Here is a 23,088-nt window from a genome sequence, read left to right on the forward strand (position 1 = left end):
GCTGTTGTTATATCGTTATAGCGGTATGGCGTTCGTTTCAGGTCACAATGTGATTTTGTTGGATCAGCTCATCGAGCGTGGTGTGTACGTTCTCCAGCGTTACGAGGTTAGTTGTGTGGTACGTGCTGCCTGTACCGTCGCGATCAATGGAAACGACGGTGTTGTTACCGCTGGTGGTCACCGTGAGGTAGTTGCCGAGCGTGGCATTTTGTCCGTTCCAGCCTACCAACAGGTCGCCGATGTCTATTTTGTCGCCCTGAGCCAGTGAGAAATTGGTCCAGGTGTCTGCCGTTCCGTTACCGCCCGTTGCATTGCTGGCATTAAGCAGGTGATAAATCAGCGTATCGCCGTAAGCCGAGCCGATGATCACGTCATGCTGCGCGGTGCTTGCCATCTGTGGATTCATATTGATGGTCAGCGTCGCGGTGTCCGTATGCCCGTTTTGGTCGTTAAGCGTATAAGTAAAGGTCTCCTTGCTGGTCATCGACGCCACGGTTGTACCCGGCTTCAGCGTATAGATGTATGAACCATCCAGATTCATGGTCAGTGAGCCATAATGACCCTGAATTGTTGTGCTACTGATGCTGCTGGTCGGATTGAGTGTGGCGGTACTGCCGTTAAAGCCGGTGATAGTGAGCTGGGTATGGACGGTTGAGAGCTGATCGTGCGCGCCAGCGGCATCACTGCCATCAAAAATATTGCCATTCACCGTCGTGGCGTTAACGTCCCAGGTATTGAGGTGCCATGTCGTGCCCGTGACGTTCGGCGTAATGCTGACGTTGCCAACGGCCAGCCCTCCCATCGTTCCTGTGAAGCTGATGCTGTAATGACCCGCGGCTAGCTCGGCATTACCCAGCGAGACGGCAATTGAGCTGCCTAACAGGCTGATGGAACTGGCGGGTACAGAGCCTGAAAGCGAGAATCCGTCAGGACCGGTTATAGTCCAGGTTATGCCCAGTGTACCGACGGTGATAAGTGTGCCGATGCTGAAGTTGAGTGTGGCGCCTTTCAGCACATCATTTGTTGCTATGTCAAACGAACCTGAACCGGTTGCTTTGCTCCCCAGCGTCGGAATTGTCGCTGTGCCCAGCGCGCCGCTTCCGTATGCCGCAGAGTCCTGAACGGTACTCACCGCCATCATGCTGCTGACGTCATTGACTGCGTCCAGCGCCTGCGGGGTCGCCGTAATGTTCAGCGAGGCGCTTCCTGTATCGCCATTGGGGGCTTTGACCGTATAGACGAAACTGTCCGGTGTGCTGATGCTATCGGCACCCAGCCCACTTTTCAGGGTATAGGTATAGTTCCCCTTCGCATCGATAGACAGGGTGCCGTATTGTCCGTTAATACTGGTGGTGCCCGTCCCGTTAATCGCCACACCATTCACTTCGGTGATGACGCTGTTTATCGGGGCTGAGTCATTGACCAGAATATTACCGTTGGTTACCGCGCTGAGACTGTCCACCGCGTAGGTATGATCCGCCTGAATATTCAGGGTGTAGCTGGTCAGTAACGTCAGACCGCCGGAGGCGTTAAGCAGGAAAAGGTAGTCACCACCCGGCAGCGTAATGGTATACGCCGAAGAGTTGCCGCCCAGCAGTGCCGTAACCCAGTTTGGCTGCACCCGATATTGTTCATACTGCTGAATAGCCTCATTGAAGCGGTAGACATAGAGATCAAAACCGCCAAGCGTCACACCGAGGACGTTAGCCTGGACGGTTAGCGTACGGGTGGCTCCGTCATCAACGTTGAATTTGATCGGGTTGGTCAACCCGTTGACCAGGCTGACGTCGAGGACATCACCCAGCCCGACATTTGCCAGCGTGAAGCCCGTTTGTTTTGACGTGCCGTGGTCGACCGCGATCACCTGGGTTCCGTACGTCAGTGACGCCATATCGTCAGCTGCTGTTACCGTGCTGGTGGTTGGGGCCTGGCCCAGCGTGACAACCAGTTTGGCTGAGGAATGGTCTGCGCCATGCGTCAGCGTATAGGTGAAGCTTTCGGAGCGGCCATACACCGATATTGCTGTATTGGTCAGGGTATAGGTATAACTGCCGTCCTGGTTAATATGCAGGATGCCGTATTTACCCTGTACATCCACGCCGCCGGCCGTGACGTTTACCACGTTGCCGTTACCATCGGTAATGGCGGTGACCAGCGTACCGGAAGGAGCGTTATCTTGACCGTTTGTTGGGTCGGTATCGGTGATGATGTTACCGGATTCTGTGGTCCCTCCGGTGATTGTTCCGCCGCTGGTTTTCACCACGGCAACGTCCAGACTGGTGTAAGCGCCGGTCGCCAGTAGGTTAGTGTTGAAGCTGACCACGCGATAATCCCCGCCTGTCAGCCCATCATAATTGAGCGTCACTCCAGAGGCTCCGATGGTCAGCAAACTGGCAAAATCGGGTTTTGAGGTATCGACCACGGTTATCCAGGTGTTGAGCAAGGTGTCATAGCGCTGGATAACAATCTCCATTGAGCTCAATAGTGACAGCACAATGCCGGTCGCCGCGGCGTTGATGGTGATGGCGCCACTACCGCCAGACTGGATGCTGAAATTAACACTTGCCGTGTCGTTACCCAGCACATTGGCGACACTACCCAGTGCGTTCACCAGCAGGAAACCGTAATCGCTTTGATGCTCAGTGCTGACTGTCACGTCAGTCTGTAGCGGCAAACGGGTAACATTATCTTCAGCCAGCAGGGGGAGCACCGGCGCGGTGATGCTGGCAGGCGATGACGTGTTGCCTGCCGCGTCGGTTGCCGTTGCAGATAACGACTGACCTTCAATCTGGCGTACAGGTAAGGTGGCACTGTAGACCCCACTGTTGTTGGCGACCGCTGTCACGCTGGTGCCACCAGGCAGGGATATCGTAACCGTACTGCCGGCTTCGGCGATGCCGCTCACCGTTCCGCCATCGGCGCTGATCAGCATCGTAGGGGGGGAAGGTGGCGTGGTATCCACAATGACGCTGAACGAGCCAGACAACACGCTCGAGCCGTTGGCATTTGTGGCGTTGGCGGTAAACGCGTGGTTGCCTTCACTGAGGGCGCTGCCTGGCGTAAAACTCCAGATCCCATTCCCGTCTGCGGTTGTGCTACCCATCAACGTGCCGTTGTTATACAGGTTGATAACGGCGTTTGCCTGCGCAGTTCCGTTCAGTGTTGGGCGGGTATCATTCGTGGTTTTCCCAGCGGTGACCAGGCCCGTGATGGTGCCGACATCATCAAATACGCTGGAAATAATCGGCGCTGGCGGAACACCGGTAAACGGGGCCAGTACGTTGCCTGGAGTACCGATGTTACCGGCGGTATCCTGAGCGCTAACCAGCAGCGTTTGTCCGCTAATTTGCGGTGGATTCAGGATAAAGGTGAAGTTACCGGAAGCATTCGCCATTGTGGTGCCGAGTACCGTTCCGCTGCTGGAGGTGATGATCACCGTACTGTTCGCTTCGGCCACGCCGGTTAACGTCGTACCATTGGCATTGACCGCCAGCCCGGTTGGAACTCCGGGTGCGATGGTATCGATCACAATGGCTGCCGCAGACGATAATCCACTGGTATTCCCCGCAGCATCTGTCGCTGTGATGGTAAAAGAATGTGCCCCTTGAGCCAGAGCCGTGGACGGCGTGTAATTCCAGTTGCCGGTGCTGTCAGCCGTTACGCTGATGACAAAACTGCCATTATCATAAATATCGACTCGCGCGTTGGCCTCTGTGGAGCCGTTCAGGGTTGGGCGTGAGTCATTGGTGGGCTGGTTGCTGCCAATCGCACCGGTGTTGGGGCCAACATCATCAATAATGCTACTTATTGAAGGCTGTGCAGGAGCAGCGGTGTCCACCACCACGGTAAAACCTGTTGTTGCGCCGCTGGTATTACCTGCCGCATCGGTAGCGGTCACGGTGAAGGTATGGGACCCGGTCGCGAGCGGCGTGGTTGGGGTAAATGTCCAGCTATTATTGCTTTGCACCAGAGCAGTACCAAGCAGAGTGTTCCCGTCATAGATACTGACAGTGCTACCGGCTTCGGCGGTACCGTTGAGCGTTGGGCGGGCATCGTTGGTTAGCTGCCCATTGTTCAGCGCTGCATTGAAAACACCCCCTGCGATGTCATCTATGACCGAAATCAGTTGTGGGATCGGCGGTGGGTTCGTATCGACATTAATAATAAATCCGCTTGAGGTGGCACCGATATTGCCTGCAGCGTCTGTGGCGATAGCAGTGAATGTATGTTGCCCGTTGCTCAGTGTGGGGGGCAGATATTCCCATGTTCCATCTATTGTGGCTGTTACCGTCCCCAGCAGCGTGCCGTTATCGTAAATGGCGACCCGGGCATTCGCTTCCGTTGAGCCACTGAGTAGCGGACGGGTGTCATTGGTCCAGGCACCGCTCGACAGTGTCCCGGTGCCGGGCTGTACATCATCGAAGGCCTGGATAATGGTGGGGGCAAACGGGGCAACGGTATCCACAATGATGTTAAATGTGGCGGATGATTGACTGACGTTTCCGGCTGCGTCTGTGGCGGTCACCGTGAATGCATGGCTACCATTTCCAAGCACGGCTGTTGGCGTGAAGTTCCAGACTCCATTGCCGTCTACCGGAGCGGTACCGAGATAGGCACCATTGTCATAAATTTTGATCGTGGAATTGGCTTCTGCCGTACCACTGATCGTGGGGTGCGCATCATTTGTGGCCTGGCCGTTGTTCAGATTACCCGTCAGCGGGCCGACATCATCTGCTACCTGAGAAATGACGGGGATACCCGGCGATACGGTATCAACGATGAGCCCAAAGCCGTTCGACGCAGCGCTGGTGTTACCTGCACTGTCGGTCGCGGTGACGGTCAATGTATGCGGTCCGTTACTCAGCGCATCCGTCGGGGTAAAGTTCCAGATACCGCCTGCGCCCACGGTGGTGGTGCCAATGGGTTGGCCATCGCTCAGAACGGTAATGGTCGCCCCCACTTCGCCAGTGCCGCTCAGTGCCGGACGGGTTTCGTTCGTCGTTTGACCGTTACTGATAGGCCCGATGGAGGGGGCCGTGTTGTCTTGCACCGTACTGATGACCGGCGCTACGGGCGCAATAGAATCCAGTTCGAGGGTAAAGGATGAAGAAGCTCCCCCGGTATTACCGGCCAAATCGGTGGTCGTTGCGGTGAAGACGTGCTGCCCCTGACTTAGCGCGTTTTCCGGTGTAAAAGTCCAGTTGCCCGATTCGTCTACCCGTGCGGTACCTATTTTGATGCCCTTATCTTTTATCGTGATAGTCGCACCGGCTTCCCCTTTGCCGTTTAGCGTAGGCTGGGCGTCGTTGGTCAGTTGCCCGTTAGCCAGCGATGTATTGCCAGGTTGATCGTCAATGACTGAGGTGATGATCGGTGCGGCGGGCGGGAGTGTGTCGACGACCAGAACGAAAGGTGGGCTTGCCGGGCTGATATTACCAGCACCATCCGTGACGGTTGCGGTTAACGAATGATTGCCTTCACTAAGTGCTGGAGCCGGTGTAAAGCTCCAGTTGCCGTTTTCATCGCTGGTGGTTGTGCCAATTACCGCGCCATTATCGCGAACAGTGACCACAGAGTCTGCTTCAGTGACACCAGCAAATGTCGGAGTGTTATCGTTGGTTGACTGCCCGGAGGTGAGCGTCTGGGTCGTGCCAACGTTGTCCGTGACCGTGACAATGGACGGCGCATCCGGGACTAAGCTATCGACAATGATCCGAAAATCGTCGGATGCGACTCCCTGATTACCCGCCGCGTCGGTGGCGCGCACGGTGAAGTCATGCGTGCCTTCTTCCAATCCGTCTGCCGGAGTAAAGCTCCAGAATCCGTTGCTGTTTACCGAGGTTGTGGCATAAGCGATACCGTTATCGTAGAGGGTGATGGTTGCGCCCGCTTCGCCGGTTCCGTTTAAGGTTGGGCGTGAGTCATTGGTAATTTGCCCTTTATCCAGCGACCCGGTGCCGGGTGAAACGTCATCGACAATGTGGGTGATGGTTGGTGCCAGTGGCGCGGTGGTGTCGATGGTAATGGCATAATTGGGCGACTGACCGCTGGATATTGAGTTGACGGTTTGTGACACGCTGAAATTATAAGTTGTGCCATTTGTCAGCGCCGTAGGCAGTTGATAACTCCATGCGCCAGAAACGGCATCGGCAGTTACCGTGGTGAGGAGTGCGCCGTTCTGGAAAATGCTGACCGTTGCTCCCGCCGTGGCGGTTCCTTGCAACAGCGGTAAGGTGTCGTTGGTGGTGTTACCGTTGCCGATTAAGCCTATGCCGGGGGCAACGTCGTCCACGATGTCAAGTGTCGGCGGGTGTGGCACGCTGGATGTGGCAGCGGTAAACAGTGTGGGATTGCTCTGGTTACCCGCAGGATCCTGGGCGATGGCATTCAGTGCCTGACCTGCCGTTTGCGCCGGTGAAATCGTGATGGCGTAATTTCCTGAACCGTCTGCGACTCCCTGACCGAGAACCGTCGTTCCGTTGCGAATAATGACGGTGCTGCCAATTTCGGCTGTACCGCTTACCTGTGTACCATCAGGGTTAATGCTAGTCACGATTGGGTCGCCGGGGGGCAGCGTATCAACTTTCAACGTCACCGGATTGCCTGCCGCCAGCACGTTGCCGGCAGCATCTTCGGCACCGAAAGTTAGCGTGTGGGTGGTATTGGGTGTGAGGGGAACATCCACACTCCAGGTGCCATTTGCGGCAACGGTGGCAGTAGCAACAGGATTGCTACCCTCATAAATGAATACGGTACTGCCCGGCGTGCCGGTCCCACTGATCGTCGGGGTGGTATCGTCCGTCACACCGCCGCTGGTCAGTGAGCCGGTAATGACGCCGACATTATCCTGAATATCCGTTACCTGCGGCTGGGTCAGCGTTGTTGTGTTAACTGTAAACGAGACGCTGTTTGAGCTGCCGCTGGCGTTACCTGCTGCATCGGTGGCGGTGGCGGTCAGCGTGTAGCTTCCGTTTGCCAGCGCAGTTCCGGGAGTGATACTCCAGACGCCGCCAACCACCGTAGTGGTGCCGATCACCGTACTGCCGTTGTACAGGGTGATGATGTCACCGCTGATGCCAGTTCCGCGAATGGTCGGGGTTGTGTCATCGGTTATCGCGTTGGGGGCGAGATCCCCCTGGAAGCCGCCGACGTTATCATTGGCGGCGATAATCACCGGAGGAGCCGATGGCGTGGTGTCGATTTCCAGGTTAGTCGCTACTGATGGCAGGCTGACGTTTCCTGCAGGATCGGTTGCGGTGACGGTTATCTGGTAACTGCCTGGGGCTACAGGGACGGGTGGCGTAAAGCTCCAGGTACCGTCTGCGCCAACCGTTGCCGTACCTTGCAATGGCGGAGTACCGCTAAGATAAATGGTAATCAGATCCCCGGCGCTTCCCGTACCGCTGAAGGTTGGCGTGGTATCGTTGGTGATGCCGTTGGTGATAATTCCTGTTATCGGATTGGCATCATCAGTGATGGTCGGTGGTTCGGGTTTCGCTGGTGGTAGATTATCCACCGTCAGCGTAAAGCCCGCCGATGGGATCCCTGTGTTGCCCGCGGCGTCGGTCGCCGTGGCAGTGAATTTATGCGGCCCATCTGCAAGTGAGGTTGGGGTAAATGTCCATGTGCCGTCTGGCTGTACGGTAGCGACGCCAGCGAGGCCGCCATTATCATAAATCGTAATTGTCGCGCCCGGTTCACCTGTTCCGGACAGTTTGGGGTTGTCGCTTTTCGTACTGCCGCCATTACTCAGTACTTTAGTTTCAAGGCCAATAAGCCCTTCCGCTGAGGTGATGATCGGGGCCGCGGGTGGCGTTGTATCGACAGTCAGCATGAAACTTCCGGCGGTACTGGCGTTACCTGCCGCATCTGTCGCGATAGCTGACAATGTGTGCGAGCCTTCACTAAGTGGCTGGGTGACCGGAAAACTCCAGGTTCCTCCGGCCACAACTGTAGTCGTTCCAATAGGTGTGGCACCATCGTAGATAGTGATGGTGGATCCAACTTCTCCGGTCCCCTTCAGTGACGGCAGGTTATCGTTTGAGCGGTTCCCAGAAGGCAAGTCAACGGGTGCATTTCCGACGTTATCGGTGGCGGCTGAAATGGCGGGTACCCCTGGAGGCTGGGTGTCAACGGTAATGGTGACAGCAACGGGGGAGGTGACGACGTTACCGGCGGCATCCGTTGCGGATACCGTAAAACGATGGTCGCGTTCGGCAAGCTGCTTGTTGTCCGGGACGGTATAGCTCCAGGTACCTGACTTGTCGATGAGCATCACCGTCATCAGCAAACCGTTATCATACAGGTTCACCAGAGAGCCTGGCTCGCCGGTCCCTGAGAGGGTCGGTGTGTTGTCGTTGGTTACCCAGTTGTTATTCGCGATGTTACCGGTGATGGTTCCGACGTCATCGTTAATCAGAGTAATGGTCGGGACGGCCGGAGCGATGCTATCGACAATAATTTTCCAGCTGGCAGCGCTACTGGTGTTGTTGGCGGCATCGGTTGACGTAACCGTAAACACGTGTGCACCTTGGCTCAGCGCGGTGGCGGGCGTGTAGTCCCAGTTACCATTGATATCGGCGGTAACGGTAGTTAGCAGGGTGCCATTATCGTAAATTTTTACCTGCGAGCCTGCTTCGGCGGTGCCCTTAATTTCCGGTTTATCGTCGTTAGTCAGTGTGTTGTTATCAATTTTTCCGATGACATCGGGAACATCGTCTAAGACGGCAATAATAATCGGTTGGTCTGGCGCGGTAATATCCGGAGCCAGCGCGGAAGTGGGCAGACTTTCGTTGCCAGCACTGTCCGTTGCGGTCACTTTTACCGTTTCACCATTGATTTGTGTCGGGGTGATTGACACAACAAAGTTACCACCGCTGTCTGCCTGACCCACGCCAATCGTACTCCCGTTGCTGTTTTTTACGGTGATGGTGCTGCCGATTTCAGCATGTCCACTCACTGAACCACCATCCCCGGCGACGATCACCCCTGTCGGTGCTTCCGGTGCGGTGCTGTCTGGTGCTGTGACTGCAGTGTTACCACTGGTATTGCCTGCTGCATCCGTTGCATTGGCGATAAGATGTTCGCCGTTAGTTTGTGGCGGAACAAGTGTGGCGGTGAAATCTCCGTCAGCATCAGCGGTGGTTGTGCCAATGATAGTGCCACCAGGATTGAGAATATGTACGGTACTGTTGGGCTCTGCCGTGCCGGAAACCTGATCGCCCGCGTTATTGATTGTCAGGTTTGTGGGCGGTAGCGGGGCGGTGATATCGGGAGCGATCGCCGTTTCAGGCAAACTCGGATTTCCTGCCGGATCGGTAGCGATAGCGGTTATGGTTTCGCCATTGGTTTGCGGTGGGTTTAGGGTGATAGTAAACGAGCCATCTGGCCCGGTAACACCGCTGCCGATTAACTGATTGTTATTGTCGGTTATAGTCACGGTACTGCCGGGTTCAGCCGTACCCGTGACGAAAGCACCATCGGCGGATACGTTCAGATCGTCTGGTGATAACGGCGGCTGAGTATCGATAGTGATATTGAATGCCGTCGACATTCCCCCCGTACCCAGGTGGTTGGTAGCCGTAGCGGTGAAGGCATATGAGCCGTCCCGCAAGTTTATGCTGGAGGTCCAGTCCCAACGACCGTTGCTGTCGGCGACGACGCTGTCGATATATGCCCCGTTATTGTAAATTTTAACCGTACTGTTAGCGTCAGCTGTCCCGGAAAGCGTTGGGGTTGCATCATTAGTTGACTGATCGTTGGTCAATGGCCCAACGGAGGGGGCGACATCATCCATAACGCTGACAATCACAGGTACGCCTGGATAACCGGAATTCGAGGCACTGAATGAGGTATCTGGCCCGATATTGCCTGCTTCATCCTGAATCTTTGCTGTCAGCGTTTCACCGTGTGTTTGCGAGGGCGTTATGCCAATAGTGAAGGTACCACCTGAACCGACGAGTGCTGAGCCCAGGACCTGGTTGTTACTGCCAATGATAGTGACAGTGCTTCCTGGCTCTGCACTACCCGTTACCGTGGTGCCTTCCTGATTCACTGAAGAAATTATTGCGGCGGCAGGTGGGGTGATATCGATGGTAATGACCCAACTGTCCGACATTGCGCTGCTGCCCGCATTGTTTGATGCGCTGACCGTAAACTGGTGAGTACCTTCTGCAAGCGGGGAAGATGGAGTAAACGTCCAGTTCCCGTTGGCATCGATAGTGACCTGGCCTATTTCGGTACCGTTATCGAAAATATGTAAGATTGCGTTCGCGGGGCCGGTGCCCTGCAGTTCTGGCGTATTATCATTAGTAGACGTCTGTTGATTGACGAGACCAGTAATGGGAGCCTGATTGTCAGTGACGCTGGTAATAATCGGCACGGTGGGTATCGTGGGTGTTGTTGTGGGGGGGGAGCCGCCATCACCATTTCCTTCGTTGCCGTTGCCGTTGCCGTTGCCGTTGCCGTTGCCAGCATTATTGCCGTTGCCAGCATTATTGCCATTGCCAGCATTATTGTCACCGCCACCGCCACCGCCGCCGCCGCCTGCGGCGAGGCCGATTCCCCCAGCCACGGCGACCCCGCCAAGAACCCAGGGCCAAACTGCGCCGCCTTCATGACTGGCGTCGCTCGCCATCAATGGGGTGAGATCGTCCAGATGCTGGTAGTGGAATGCGCCATCCGTATCCTGAACCCACCATAGCGCACCGTTGCTATCTTCAAGTACGAGCTGGCTTTGTTCATCACCTTTTCCAACGTAAAAGTTTTTAATTGTGATGGTTTCACCGGAGCGGAGTGTGACAATCAGATCCTGATTTACGCGGGTAAGCTGACTGATTTCTTCCCGAGAAACAGACAGCTTCACGATAGAAGGTGAATTGAGCGTGACTTCAGAAGCTTCAATATTTGTGGAAACACCAGTCAATTTTGATACAACGGCGAGTAGACGCATATATTCACTCCTGATGAGAGGCCGAGAGTATTAATCCACAATAGCGTGTTGGGAAAATGAGCTGACAGATGCCCGTTCATCATATAGATGAGTTTGCACGTGTGATTTCATTGATTAGGTCACGCAGATATCAGTTTGTTTATCGAATACGTCAGGGCCCTTGAGTCTGAATAGTTCTTTCGTATTAGATGATATAGTCAGAAAGGATGTATTACGCAAATTATCTATATTAAAAATACATTGAGGTAATTGAAAAGGATACTTTCCAGTACATGTTTGGGTTGCTGTTGAAATGCAACTCACTGTATGTAAGATTGTTTTTCTTCTGTAGCGTCTTTTATAAAGTTAATAAACACCAGTAATAATAGTGTTATTGATTAGGTGTAAAATATAAACAATACACTCTTGAACTTTTATTTTATTAAGCTATGGGCCCGATAAAATAATGGGGAGACTATTTTAGGTTTTAACGATTCAGCGGTGTAAAAACTATAATTTTGGTGAATATAATGAGTGGGGTTCAATAACTAAACAATAAGGGCCAGCCTCGTGATGAGAGACTGGCTGCTGAGAAAGGATTTATCGACCTGCATTTTTCATAATACGAGCTTTGTCCAGCTGCCACTCACGTTCTTTTACATCGGAACGCTTGTCGTGCTGTTTCTTCCCTTTTGCGACACCAATTTTGACTTTGCACCAGGCATTCTTCCAGTACAGAGAAAGTGCCACAACGGTGTAACCGTCACGATTCATGCGCCCATATAAGGAGTCGAGTTCGCGTTGGTTTAACAGAAGCTTACGGGTGCGAGTAGGGTCACACACGACGTGGGTTGAGGCAACGGCCATCGGCGTGAAGTTGGCGCCAAACAGGAACGCTTCGCCGTCTTTGAGAATGACATAGCTATCGCCAATATTGGCCTTTCCTGCGCGCAGGGATTTGACTTCCCAGCCTTGCAGTGCGAGTCCAGCTTCGAACTCTTCTTCGATAAAGTATTCGTGTCGTGCGCGCTTGTTGAGCGCGATTGTGGCTGAGCCAGGTTTGTGTGCTTTTTTCTTCGTCATAATGCCGCTCAGTATAGGTAATCTGGAATTGAAAAACACCCCATTTCATCCAGCGGGGCGCAAGGCGCTATCTTAGCACGAGTTGGGCTATAGCGTTTTTTTTAGCGGATGATAAATGGTATTATTTGCACGATTGATATTGATGGAAATTGTTATGCCTCAGATTAGCCGGACCGCTTTAGTACCTTACAGTGCGGAACAGATGTATCAGTTAGTGAATGATGTTAAATCCTATCCTCAGTTTTTACCGGGTTGCACCGGAAGCCGTGTCCTGGAGTCGACTCCGGGGCAGATGACAGCGGCTGTGGATGTTTCTAAAGCAGGGATTAGCAAAACGTTCACCACGCGTAATCAACTGACCAGTAACCAGAGCATCCTTATGCATCTGGTCGATGGGCCGTTCAAAAAACTCATTGGGGGCTGGAAGTTTACGCCGCTGAGCCAGGAAGCCTGTCGCATTGAATTTCATCTTGATTTTGAGTTCACGAATAAACTGATCGAACTGGCATTTGGCCGTATCTTTAAAGAGCTGGCGTCGAACATGGTGCAGGCCTTCACGGTTCGCGCAAAAGAGGTTTACAGTGTCAGTGTCGGCTAAGATTGTCGTTGAAGTCGCGTACGCGCTACCGGAGAAACAGTATCTACAGCGCGTGACGTTGCAGCAGGGCGCAACCGTCGAAGAAGCGATTCGCGCTTCTGGATTGCTGGAACTACGTACTGATATCGATCTCAGCAAAAATAAGGTGGGCATCTACAGCCGACCGGTAAAGCTTGTTGATGTCGTACATGATGGCGATCGGGTGGAAATCTATCGACCGTTGATTGCTGATCCGAAAGAACTGCGCAGGCAGCGGGCAGAGAAATCGGCAAACAAATCAAGTAATGCCTGATATCGCTTTGCTTATCAGGACTGCAGGGACTGTACTACACGTTTAAAGATTGCAGTTTGTCGGTCTGGTAAGGCGCTTACGTTGCTATCCAACATAGTATGGACCGCGTTTGCTAATAAAAAAGGTGCTCATTGAGCACCTTTTTTTGATCTCTCAAACCTACTTGTTGTCGGTCAGGGCAGGTTTGTTATCAATGTTGGTCAATACACCACTGCTGTTAAAGGTCAGCGTCAGCGTTTGCTGCGTCACACCTTCATGCCCCGGCTGCTGACGGAACACATAAAACCAGGTATTGGTGCCAAAAGGATCGGACATCATTGGTGTACCCAGAGCATAAGCAACCTGTTGTTGCGTCATACCCGTACGTACTTTAGCAACATCAGTAGGTGTCAGATAGTTTCCCTGGTTGATGTCAGGGCGGTAAACCACTCGCTCCAGAGTGGAACAGCCTGCGGTCAACATCAGTAGTACTGCTGCAGCAGCAGTCAGCGTTTTACAGCGCATAGTGATTTGATTCCTTTTCGGGCCCGAGCAGTACGCGGCTCATATGTAATATGCCGATGATAATAGACCTTTCACCACTTTAAAACCTTTTGCTGTCAGGTCAGTCGGCGATTTTATGTTGAACTCAGACCTTAGCAAGGTAAAAAAGTTTATGCTGCCAGCAGTTCTTTTGCATTCGCGAGGGTATTACGCGTGACTTCGCTACCGCCTAGTAAGCGAGCGAGCTCCTGCAGACGTGCGCGTTTATCCAGCGCCTGCATATGTGTTTCAGTCATTGCGCCGTCCGTTTCTTTGCTGACATAGAAATGCTGATGACCGCAACCCGCAACCTGTGGCAAGTGGGTGACGCACATCACCTGAGTTGATTCACCCAACTGGCGCAGTAGCTTACCCACAACCGCTGCCGTCGGACCACTGATACCAACGTCAACTTCATCAAAAATCAGCGCAGGGGTTTCCATTTTACGCGCAGTAATCACCTGAATGGCCAGTGCGATACGCGACAGTTCTCCACCAGAAGCGACTTTCGCAATCGGCTGCAGCGGTTGGCCCGGGTTCGTGGTGACCTTAAATTCAACGCGATCGGCTCCGTCTATGCTCAGATGGTGTTCATCAAACCTCACATCGATGCAAAAGAGCCCGTGCGGCATTGAGAGAGCATGCATGCTTTCTGTGATGAGTTTCCCCAATTCCTGAGCGTAATGCTGGCGTTGGAGGTGCAATATTTTTGCCGTTTCCAGCGCCTGCTGGTGGTGCGTGTTTACGGCCAGGGTTAAGGTCTCGAGCGAGTCAGCCTGATCGTCAAGCTGTTGTTGCTCATCAAGCAGGGACTGGTAAAACTGTGGCAATGCTTCAGGGGCGACGTGATGCTTACGCGCCAGAGAGATTTGCTTAGAAATACGCTGTTCAAGCTCAAACAAACGGTTAGGGTCTAAATCCAGGCGATCACAATAGTGTCGTAGTTCGTCGCTGGCTTCGCTGAGCTGAATAGTCGCCTCTTCCAGCATGTCCAGAATACCGGAGAGCTTGCCATCCATGCCTACCAGTTCACTGACCAGCTGTTTGGCTGTGTGTAACTGGCTTTGCAGGTTAATGTCTTCGCCATCGGCCATGATAGCCAGCGCTTGCTGGCTGGTGGTGAGCAACTGCCCGCTGTTAGCCAGACGTTTGTACTCTTCATCAATTTGCTCAAACTCGCCCGCCTGCGGGTTAAATTCGTTCAACTCTTTTAACTGATATTGCAACAGTTCTGCCCGGGCAGCGCGTTCCTGGCTTTGTTGCTGATGATGGGCCAGATCACGGCAGCTCTGATGCCATAGCTGGTAGCGTGCGGACATTTCCTGAATCAGGGACGCTTCATTAGCGTAACCATCAAGCAGGAACTTTTGGTGTTCCGATTTTGTCAGGAGCTGATGGGCGTGCTGGCCATGGATTTGAATAAGCAACTGACCCAGTTCACGAAGCTGTGACAGGGGAACGGCAGTGCCATTGATAAAGCCGCGGGAGCGTCCGTCGCTGCTGATGACGCGGCGTAACAAACACTCACGACCTTCTTCAAGCTGGTTTTCTTCCAGCCAGCGTAGCGCCGCAGGAGTGTCTTTTAAAGAGAAACGCGCACACAGATCGGCGCGAGTGGCATCTGTACGCACCATGTCGGCATCTGCCCGCCCGCCCAGACACAACCCGAGAGCATCAATGGCAATGGATTTACCCGCGCCGGTCTCACCAGTGATGACGGTCATTCCGCTTTGGAAATCGATCTCCAGTTCACGAACGATAGCAAAATTGCTGATGGTCAGTTGTGCCAACATAGTTGTTTTCCTGTATGAAAAACCATAACTGTAATTACATACAGTATAAACTGGTTTTTTATACAGTAAAGAGGTTGGCGTTAAATTAGAATAATTTTTTTGACCAGCCTAACTTAGTGCTTAATGTGTTGAAATAGCTGTAATCTTTTGGATGAATCAGATTCAGGTGATAATCACAGCGACGAATCAATACGTCTTCGCCTTCCTGTATAGGTAAGGCAATCTGGCTGTCGCAGCTGATCTCCAGGTCATTACGGCGGTGCGAGAAGCGCAGGCGAATCGTGCTGTTGCTGTTAATCACCAGCGGGCGCGCGGAGAGCGTATGTGGGAACATCGGTACCAGCGTAATGGCATCCAGGGAAGGTGTGAGAATGGGACCTCCGGCAGACAGCGAGTAGGCGGTAGACCCAGTTGGTGTGGAGATAATCAGTCCGTCTGAACGCTGAGAGAAGGCAAAAATTTCATCTATATAGACTTCAAATTCAATCATGTGTGCAACTTTGCCTGGATGCAACACCACCTCATTGATTGCGGTACTGATGCGCTTCTGGCAGTCCTGCTGGCAGACCTGTGCTTCAAGTAAAAAACGTTTTTCGCTGATATAATGACCTTCCAGTACATCGGCTAATTGCTGTTGGGCATTGTCCGGGTCAAGATCGGTCAGAAAACCGAGGTTACCGCGGTTAATCCCGATGACCTTGATGTCGTAACGCGCAAGCGTGCGTGCGGCTCCAAGCATATTGCCGTCACCACCGACAACCACCGCAAGGTCCGCCTGTTGACCAATCTCTGCCAGCGTACCGGTCTGCACATTTTTCAGTTGGAGCTCATGGGCGATTTGTTGCTCCACGATAACCTCATAACCTTTCGTGCATAACCAGCGGTAGAGCATTTCATGTGTTGTCAGTGCAGTGGGGTGACGTGGATGCCCCACAATGCCAATACACTTGAAATGTTTGTTCATTTTCTTGAGGTCCTTGTAACGAAGATGAGTGACAATGTGAGTACTTCCCTTGAATCCCTGAATCTGATCCCCATAATAAGCCAAGTTAGCGAGATGAATGCGAAAAAACGCGGAGAAATTCATGAGTAGTAAAGAACAGAAAACGCCTGAGGGGCAAGCCCCGGAAGAAATTATCATGGATCAGCACGAAGAAGTTGAGGCGGTTGAGTCAGACGCTTCTGCTGAGCAGGTGGATCCGCGCGATGAAAAGATTGCGAATCTGGAGGCTCAGCTTGCAGAAGCTGAAACGCGCGAGCGTGACAGCGTGTTGCGTATCAAAGCGGAAATGGAAAACCTGCGCCGTCGTACTGAACTGGACGTAGAAAAAGCGCATAAGTTCGCGCTGGAAAAATTCGTCAACGAACTGCTGCCGGTGCTGGATAGCCTGGACCGTGCGCTGGAAGTGGCGGACAAAGATAATGACGCGATGGCGGCGATGGTTGAAGGTATTGAACTGACCCGCAAGTCGATGCTGGATGTCGTGGCGAAGTTTGGCGTGCAGGTGGTTGCGGATATCGATGTGCCGATGGACCCGAACGTACACCAGGCTATTGCAATGGTCGAGTCTGATGACGTTGCTGCCGGTAACGTGCTGATGGTAATGCAGAAAGGCTATACCCTTAACGGACGTACCATTCGCGCTGCAATGGTGTCTGTGGCGAAAGCAAAAAGCTAATCAGCTTCAGACCGGGTAGTGCTGATGCGTTACCCGGTCTGGATTATCCTCACTGGTCAGATACGCTCTCGCGAAGTGGTTTGACCGGCAATACCTGCACCTGCTTAATCATATTGTCCTGTACGTCGAGAATATCGATATCGTACTGACCAATGCGCACTCGCGTGCCGGCAACGGGGATTTCTTCCAGTGCTTCAAGGATAATACCGTTTACCGTTCGCGCATCATCTTCCGGCAAATGCCAGTTAAAAGCCTTATTGATTTCACGAACGTTAGCGCTGCCATCAATAATCACTGAGCCGTCATTCTGTGGCGTGACTTCTTCGGCAAGCGTCGGAGACATTGACGTGGTGAAGTCACCGACAATCTCCTCCAGAATATCTTCAACTGTGACCAACCCCTGAATATCGCCATATTCGTTGACCACCAGGCCGACCTTCTTCTTATTACGCTGAAATTTGATCAACTGAGTGCTGAGTGGGGTACCTTCCGGGACAAAATAGATCTCGTCGGCGGCGCGTAGCATGGTCTCTTTGGTGAACTCCTTTTTCTCGGCCATGAGTCGCCAGGCTTCACGGACGCGCAGCATACTAATGGCATCATCCAGTGAGTCGCGGTACAACACGATACGCCCGTGGGGGGAGTGCGAAAGTTGGCGGACGATTGATTTCCAGTCATCGTTAATATCGATACCGATGATTTCGTTACGCGGGATCATAATGTCATCGACGCTGACTTTTTCCAGATCCAGCACGGACAGTAGCATATCCTGGTTACGGCGAGAGATTTGCGAGCGCGATTCATTCACCAGCGTTCGTAGTTCATCTTTACTCAGCGAACCGCTTACCACGATATCTGTTTTGATACCCATCATCCGCATCAGCAGACGTGTGATGGTATTCAGTAACCAAACCAGCGGCATCATCAGAATCTGCAATGGCGCCAGTAAAAAACTGCTGGGGTAGGCGACTTTTTCGGGATATAGCGCAGCGATGGTTTTTGGCAGCACTTCAGCAAAAACCAGCACCACAAAGGTCAGTACCCCGGTGGCGATTGCCACGCCCGCATCGCCATACAGGCGCATACCGACGATAGTGCCGAGCGCGGAGGCCAGGATGTTGACCAGATTATTGCCAATGAGCACCAGGCTTATCAGACGGTCGGGCTTCCGAAGTAATTTCTCAACGCGTTTTGCCTGACGATTTCCCTGTTTTGCCCGGTGTCGCAGACGGTAGCGGTTCAGGGTCATCATTCCGGTTTCGGAACCGGAAAAATAGGCGGAAATAACCACCATGATGAGAAGTGTAACAATAAGCGTGGTGGTGGAGATGTGTTCCACGTAGGTTCCTTAAAAGACTTAACTCACAAACTGCTGCAAGATGCGGCTGCCGAAATAGGCCAGCGTCAGAATGCCTGCACCTGCGACGTTAAACCAGACGACACGACGTCCGCGCCAGCCTTCATGGTAATGCCCCCACAACAGAACGATATAGATAAACCATGCCACGATAGACAGAACGGCTTTATCAATATTTTCTGTGCTGAACAGGTTGTGCATATAAAACAGGCCAGTACATAGCGTCAGCGTCAGCAGCACCACGCCTATCTGGGTGATATGAAACATTTTGCGCTCAATGCTCATCAATGGCGGCATTTCATTGTTGAACGCCAGCCTTTTATTTTTGAGCTGATAATCGATCCACGCCAGCTGCAGCGCGTACAGTGCGGCAATAATCAGCGTGGCATAGGATAAGAGCGATAGCCCGATGTGGACCATCATACCCGGCGTGGCTTCAAGGTGGGTGATGTATTCGTTGGGCATAAATGTGGCGCAGGCCAGATTGATTAATGCAAATGCATACACGATCGGTAGCAATAGCCAGCCGCGGTTGCGCGAGGCCACAATGGTCATTACCGTACAGATCATCAGGCTAACCAGAGAACCGACGTTCAGCAGGCTCAGGTTTTGTCCGCTTTCACCACCTGGCAGAATACGTGCTTCCAGGGCAAACGCGTGACAGACCAGCGCGATAACCGCAGAAAGAATAGCCATACGCCGCCAGCCGCTGTTTTTTTGCAGCAGGGCGGGAACGATCAGCGCAAGGCTGACGGAATAGGCGACAAGGGCTAACAGAGCAAAAACGGGCATATGGGTGTCGACAGTTGGCCAATAATAAAGAAAAGCAGTATAGCGTTACGTGACCTCTGCTCCAACCGTTGCATAACAACAAAGGCGGCTTCATGTTATACTGCGGCAAATTTCTGTTGATGTGTCGCTGTTGCGACCGACCGTTTCCACCCCAGGCGAGAGACAATGTTTGATAATTTAACCGATCGTTTGTCGCGCACGCTGCGCAATATCAGTGGCCGTGGGCGCCTTACTGAAGACAACGTTAAAGAGACGCTGCGCGAAGTGCGCATGGCGCTGCTGGAGGCTGACGTTGCGCTGCCGGTAGTGCGTGAGTTTATCAATCGCGTAAAAGAGAAAGCGGTTGGTCATGAAGTGAATAAAAGCCTGACGCCGGGACAGGAGTTCGTCAAGATTGTTCGTAACGAACTCGTCGCGGCGATGGGCGAAGAGAACCAGACGCTGAACCTGGCAGCCCAACCACCGGCAGTAGTGTTGATGGCGGGTCTGCAGGGTGCGGGTAAAACGACCAGCGTGGGTAAGCTGGGTAAATTCCTGCGCGAGAAGCACAAGAAGAAAGTCCTGGTGGTCTCCGCGGACGTCTATCGCCCGGCGGCGATCAAACAGCTGGAAACGTTGGCCGAACAGGTCGGGGTGGACTTCTTCCCTTCTGACGTCGGTCAGAAGCCGATTGATATCGTTAATGCCGCGCTGAAAGAGGCTAAACTCAAATTCTACGACGTGCTACTGGTGGATACCGCCGGTCGTCTGCACGTTGATGAAGCGATGATGGACGAAATCAAACAGGTCCACGCGTCTATCAATCCGGTAGAAACGCTGTTTGTTGTCGATGCCATGACGGGTCAGGATGCGGCGAATACTGCGAAAGCGTTTAACGAAGCACTGCCGCTGACCGGTGTGGTACTGACTAAAGTCGACGGTGACGCCCGTGGCGGTGCGGCACTGTCTATTCGTCATATCACCGGTAAGCCGATTAAATTCCTCGGTGTCGGTGAGAAAACGGAAGCGCTGGAGCCGTTCCACCCGGACAGGATTGCTTCACGTATTCTCGGCATGGGTGATGTGCTGTCGCTGATCGAAGATATCGAAAGCAAAGTTGACCGCGCACAGGCAGAGAAATTAGCCAGCAAGCTGAAAAAAGGCGACGGCTTCGATCTGAACGATTTCCTTGAACAGCTTAAGCAGATGAAAAACATGGGCGGCATGGCCAGCCTGATGGGCAAACTGCCGGGCATGGGGCAGATCCCTGACAACGTGAAATCGCAGATGGACGATAAAGTGCTGGTGCGTATGGAAGCCATCATCAACTCGATGACGATGAAAGAACGCGCTAAGCCGGAAATCATCAAAGGTTCCCGCAAACGCCGTATCGCACTGGGGTGCGGGATGCAGGTACAGGACGTTAACCGTCTTCTGAAACAGTTCGACGACATGCAGCGCATGATGAAGAAAATGAAGAAGGGCGGAATGGCGAAGATGATGCGGAATATGAAGGGGATGATGCCTCCTGGATTCCCTGGTCGCTAAAAACAAGGGCATAAGGCTATCTTGTTTGCCATTTTAGCCCCGGGGTGTGCTCAAAATGCTCACGTACTACGTGTACGCTCCGCTTTTTGCGCGCACGCCGGAACTAAACTGGCTGCACCGATATACGCCTTATATCCCTTGTTTGGCATATGTGAAGCATATGCTGATTGCTTTTTTCTCAGAAATCAGTAAAATTTTCGGGCTTTTAATATGACACCGGGTCCCTTCCCTCGATGGGGCCCGGTGTTTTATTCACACAAGAGGATGTTATGGTAACTATTCGTTTAGCTCGTCACGGCGCTAAAAAGCGTCCGTTCTACCAGGTTGTTGTCACCGACAGCCGTAATGCACGCAACGGTCGCTTCATCGAGCGCGTTGGCTTCTTTAACCCGATCGCTAGCGAAAAAGAAGAAGGCACCCGCCTGGATCTGGATCGCATCGCTCACTGGGTTGGCCAGGGCGCGACTATTTCTGATCGCGTAGCTACGCTGATCAAAGCAGCAAACAAAGCAGCTTAATCTGTCACGGTGGTCATGATGAGCAAGCAACTCGCCGCACAGGCACCCGTGGAACCCATCGTTTTGGGGAAAATGGGGTCTTCTTACGGTATCCGTGGTTGGCTCAGAGTGTTTTCTTCCACTGAAGACGCCGAAAGCATTTTTGACTATCAGCCCTGGTTTATCCAGAAGGCGGGTCAGTGGCAGCAAGTACAGCTGGAAAGCTGGAAGCACCACAATCAGGATCTGATCATCAAGCTGAAAGGCGTTGACGATCGTGATTCGGCGAATCTACTGACTAATTGTGAAATTGTCGTGGATTCCTCGCAGTTGCCTGCGCTGGAAGATGGTTCCTACTACTGGAAAGACCTTATGGGCTGCCAGGTAGTGACCACTGAAGGTTACGATCTCGGAAAAGTCGTCGATATGATGGAAACCGGATCGAATGACGTGATCGTCATTAAGGCAAACCTGAAAGATGCGTTTGGTATCAAGGAACGTTTAGTACCGTTCCTCGATGGGCAGGTTATCAAGAAAGTCGATCTCGCTACTCGTACTATCGAAGTAGATTGGGATCCTGGTTTTTAAACCACCGGATAAACGGTAAAAGTCGGCGTTATGGGGATTGGCTTGTGTTTATAGGTATCGTTAGCCTGTTTCCAGAAATGTTCCGCGCAATTACCGATTACGGGGTAACTGGCCGGGCAGTAAAAAATGGCCTGCTGAACATCCAGAGCTGGAGTCCTCGTGACTTTACGCATGACCGGCACCGTACCGTGGACGATCGTCCTTACGGCGGCGGACCGGGGATGTTAATGATGGTGCAACCTTTACGGGATGCTATTCATGCAGCAAAAGCTGCGGCTGGTGAAGGCGCAAAGGTGATTTATCTGTCACCTCAGGGACGCAAGCTTGATCAAGCGGGCGTTAGCGAACTGGCAACGAATCAAAAGTTGATTCTGGTGTGCGGTCGCTATGAAGGAATAGATGAGCGCGTGATTCAAACCGAAATTGATGAAGAATGGTCAATCGGCGATTACGTTCTCAGCGGTGGTGAGTTACCGGCAATGACGCTGATTGACTCCGTTTCCCGGTTTATTCCGGGCGTTCTGGGTCATGAAGCATCAGCAATCGAAGATTCGTTTGCTGACGGGTTGCTGGACTGTCCACACTATACCCGACCTGAAGTGTTAGAACAGATGGAGGTACCGGCGGTATTACTGTCGGGAAACCACGCTGAAATACGTCGCTGGCGTTTGAAGCAGTCGCTGGGCCGGACCTGGCTTAGAAGACCTGAACTTCTGGAAAACCTGGCTCTGACTGAAGAGCAAGCAAGGTTGCTGGCGGAGTTCAAAAAGGAACACGCACAACAGCAACATAAACATGATGGGCTGGTCTGAGACCCCCAATATCAGTTTACCCAGGATAAGAGATTAAATTATGAGCAACATTATTAAGCAACTTGAACAAGAACAGATGAAGCAGGACGTACCTTCCTTCCGTCCGGGTGATACCGTGGAAGTGAAAGTATGGGTTGTTGAAGGTTCCAAAAAACGTCTGCAGGCATTCGAGGGCGTGGTTATCGCTATTCGTAACCGCGGTCTGCACTCTGCATTCACTGTTCGTAAAATTTCCAACGGCGAAGGCGTTGAGCGTGTCTTCCAGACTCACTCTCCGGTAGTTGACAGCATTGCTGTTAAACGTCGTGGTGCTGTTCGTAAAGCTAAACTGTACTACCTGCGTGAGCGTACTGGTAAGTCTGCTCGTATCAAAGAGCGTCTTAACTAAGATATCGCTCAGGCGACATCCTGACAGAAGGGGCTGGCCATTTGGCTGGCCCCTTTTTTTATATCGACAGAACACCTGGCCAGCGGTTAGCCGGGTAATTGATTTTGGGGCGTTTAAGGCTTAACGGGAAGGCGATTGTTATGCTACCGGCGAGGTGTTGAGTCGTGTGAGGCGGGTGTTTCGTTCGTCATTGCAATCGACTGACTGCGCGAGTTCAGTACGTCGTATTC

The 23,088-nt window shown here is 52.7% G+C and carries 15 protein-coding genes; 8 read left to right on the top strand and 7 right to left on the bottom strand.

Annotated elements, in window-relative coordinates:
• Positions 1–37: 37 nt before the first annotated feature.
• Together OGX95_RS18395 and smpB are read right to left on the bottom strand one after the other, a co-directional pair.
• Positions 38–10,951: a BapA/Bap/LapF family large adhesin gene (locus OGX95_RS18395; RefSeq protein WP_286630514.1), complete on the bottom strand. Its 10,914-nt coding sequence runs from the start codon at positions 10,949–10,951 to the stop codon at positions 38–40.
• 579 nt (positions 10,952–11,530) lie between these two features.
• A complete protein-coding gene (gene smpB, locus OGX95_RS18400) occupies positions 11,531–12,013 on the bottom strand; it encodes an SsrA-binding protein SmpB (RefSeq protein WP_003031211.1) in 483 nt (160 codons plus the stop codon).
• Positions 12,014–12,167: 154 nt separating this feature from the next.
• Here smpB and ratA point away from each other — a divergent pair, with 154 nt between their 5' ends.
• Positions 12,168–12,611 (top strand): type II toxin-antitoxin system toxin RatA, encoded by a 444-nt coding sequence (gene ratA, locus OGX95_RS18405; protein WP_040234063.1) that lies wholly within the window; start codon positions 12,168–12,170, stop codon positions 12,609–12,611.
• Entirely contained in the window at positions 12,601–12,903 is a 303-nt protein-coding gene (locus OGX95_RS18410; protein ID WP_286630515.1) for an RnfH family protein, read from the top strand. Before ratA ends, OGX95_RS18410 begins: the two co-directional genes overlap by 11 nt.
• Positions 12,904–13,062: 159 nt before the next feature.
• Here OGX95_RS18410 and bamE read toward each other — a convergent pair whose 3' ends face one another.
• From bamE to nadK, 3 genes are all read right to left on the bottom strand, one after another.
• Positions 13,063–13,407, bottom strand: a complete 345-nt coding sequence (bamE, locus tag OGX95_RS18415; protein ID WP_003826401.1) for an outer membrane protein assembly factor BamE — start codon at positions 13,405–13,407, stop codon at positions 13,063–13,065.
• A gap of 149 nt (positions 13,408–13,556) precedes the next feature.
• Complete coding sequence (gene recN / locus OGX95_RS18420; protein WP_286630516.1) at positions 13,557–15,218, bottom strand: DNA repair protein RecN; 1,662 nt, start codon at positions 15,216–15,218, stop codon at positions 13,557–13,559.
• Between the two features lie 85 nt (positions 15,219–15,303).
• On the bottom strand, positions 15,304–16,182 hold the full coding sequence (gene nadK / locus OGX95_RS18425; protein ID WP_137383492.1) for an NAD(+) kinase: 879 nt from the start codon (positions 16,180–16,182) through the stop codon (positions 15,304–15,306).
• A gap of 121 nt (positions 16,183–16,303) precedes the next feature.
• Between nadK and grpE the strand changes: the two genes are divergently transcribed.
• Positions 16,304–16,897: a nucleotide exchange factor GrpE gene (gene grpE / locus OGX95_RS18430; RefSeq protein ID WP_155021809.1), complete on the top strand. Its 594-nt coding sequence runs from the start codon at positions 16,304–16,306 to the stop codon at positions 16,895–16,897.
• Positions 16,898–16,946: 49 nt separating this feature from the next.
• Here the strand turns inward: grpE and OGX95_RS18435 are convergent, their stop codons facing one another.
• The gene (locus OGX95_RS18435) at positions 16,947–18,236 is read right to left on the bottom strand and encodes an HlyC/CorC family transporter (RefSeq protein ID WP_286630517.1); all 1,290 of its coding nucleotides are present in this window, start codon (positions 18,234–18,236) and stop codon (positions 16,947–16,949) included.
• Between the two features lie 18 nt (positions 18,237–18,254).
• The gene (locus OGX95_RS18440) at positions 18,255–19,046 is read right to left on the bottom strand and encodes a cytochrome C assembly family protein (RefSeq protein WP_286630518.1); all 792 of its coding nucleotides are present in this window, start codon (positions 19,044–19,046) and stop codon (positions 18,255–18,257) included.
• A gap of 165 nt (positions 19,047–19,211) precedes the next feature.
• On the opposite strand from OGX95_RS18440, the gene ffh reads away from it, so the two are divergent.
• The 5 genes from ffh to rplS all read left to right on the top strand — a co-directional run bounded on the left by ffh (position 19,212) and on the right by rplS (position 22,858).
• Positions 19,212–20,573: a signal recognition particle protein gene (gene ffh, locus OGX95_RS18445; protein ID WP_271442422.1), complete on the top strand. Its 1,362-nt coding sequence runs from the start codon at positions 19,212–19,214 to the stop codon at positions 20,571–20,573.
• A 269-nt stretch (positions 20,574–20,842) separates the two neighbouring features.
• The gene (gene rpsP, locus OGX95_RS18450; RefSeq protein WP_003031228.1) at positions 20,843–21,091 is read left to right on the top strand and encodes a 30S ribosomal protein S16; all 249 of its coding nucleotides are present in this window, start codon (positions 20,843–20,845) and stop codon (positions 21,089–21,091) included.
• A gap of 18 nt (positions 21,092–21,109) precedes the next feature.
• Positions 21,110–21,658, top strand: a complete 549-nt coding sequence (rimM, locus tag OGX95_RS18455; protein WP_003031230.1) for a ribosome maturation factor RimM — start codon at positions 21,110–21,112, stop codon at positions 21,656–21,658.
• Positions 21,659–21,702: 44 nt separating this feature from the next.
• Complete coding sequence (gene trmD / locus OGX95_RS18460; RefSeq protein ID WP_005130430.1) at positions 21,703–22,470, top strand: tRNA (guanosine(37)-N1)-methyltransferase TrmD; 768 nt, start codon at positions 21,703–21,705, stop codon at positions 22,468–22,470.
• Between the two features lie 40 nt (positions 22,471–22,510).
• A complete protein-coding gene (rplS, locus tag OGX95_RS18465; protein WP_002914145.1) occupies positions 22,511–22,858 on the top strand; it encodes a 50S ribosomal protein L19 in 348 nt (115 codons plus the stop codon).
• Positions 22,859–23,088 lie beyond the last annotated feature (230 nt).

Origin of the sequence: Citrobacter sp. Cu233 (assembly GCF_030332225.1) — a bacterium.
In the GTDB taxonomy this organism is placed as follows: domain Bacteria; phylum Pseudomonadota; class Gammaproteobacteria; order Enterobacterales; family Enterobacteriaceae; genus Citrobacter.

What these genes read in the sequence shown, in the direction of transcription:
- grpE (WP_155021809.1), top strand. Translation starts at nt 16,304, where the DNA reads ATGAGTAGTAAAGAACAGAAAACGCCTGAGGGGCAAGCCCCGGAAGAA.
- rplS (WP_002914145.1), top strand. Translation starts at nt 22,511, where the DNA reads ATGAGCAACATTATTAAGCAACTTGAACAAGAACAGATGAAGCAGGAC.
- rimM (WP_003031230.1), top strand. Translation starts at nt 21,110, where the DNA reads ATGAGCAAGCAACTCGCCGCACAGGCACCCGTGGAACCCATCGTTTTG.
- rpsP (WP_003031228.1), top strand. Translation starts at nt 20,843, where the DNA reads ATGGTAACTATTCGTTTAGCTCGTCACGGCGCTAAAAAGCGTCCGTTC.
- OGX95_RS18440 (WP_286630518.1), bottom strand. Translation starts at nt 19,046, where the DNA reads ATGCCCGTTTTTGCTCTGTTAGCCCTTGTCGCCTATTCCGTCAGCCTT.
- ffh (WP_271442422.1), top strand. Translation starts at nt 19,212, where the DNA reads ATGTTTGATAATTTAACCGATCGTTTGTCGCGCACGCTGCGCAATATC.
- ratA (WP_040234063.1), top strand. Translation starts at nt 12,168, where the DNA reads ATGCCTCAGATTAGCCGGACCGCTTTAGTACCTTACAGTGCGGAACAG.
- OGX95_RS18395 (WP_286630514.1), bottom strand. Translation starts at nt 10,951, where the DNA reads ATGCGTCTACTCGCCGTTGTATCAAAATTGACTGGTGTTTCCACAAAT.
- recN (WP_286630516.1), bottom strand. Translation starts at nt 15,218, where the DNA reads ATGTTGGCACAACTGACCATCAGCAATTTTGCTATCGTTCGTGAACTG.
- smpB (WP_003031211.1), bottom strand. Translation starts at nt 12,013, where the DNA reads ATGACGAAGAAAAAAGCACACAAACCTGGCTCAGCCACAATCGCGCTC.
- nadK (WP_137383492.1), bottom strand. Translation starts at nt 16,182, where the DNA reads ATGAACAAACATTTCAAGTGTATTGGCATTGTGGGGCATCCACGTCAC.
- bamE (WP_003826401.1), bottom strand. Translation starts at nt 13,407, where the DNA reads ATGCGCTGTAAAACGCTGACTGCTGCTGCAGCAGTACTACTGATGTTG.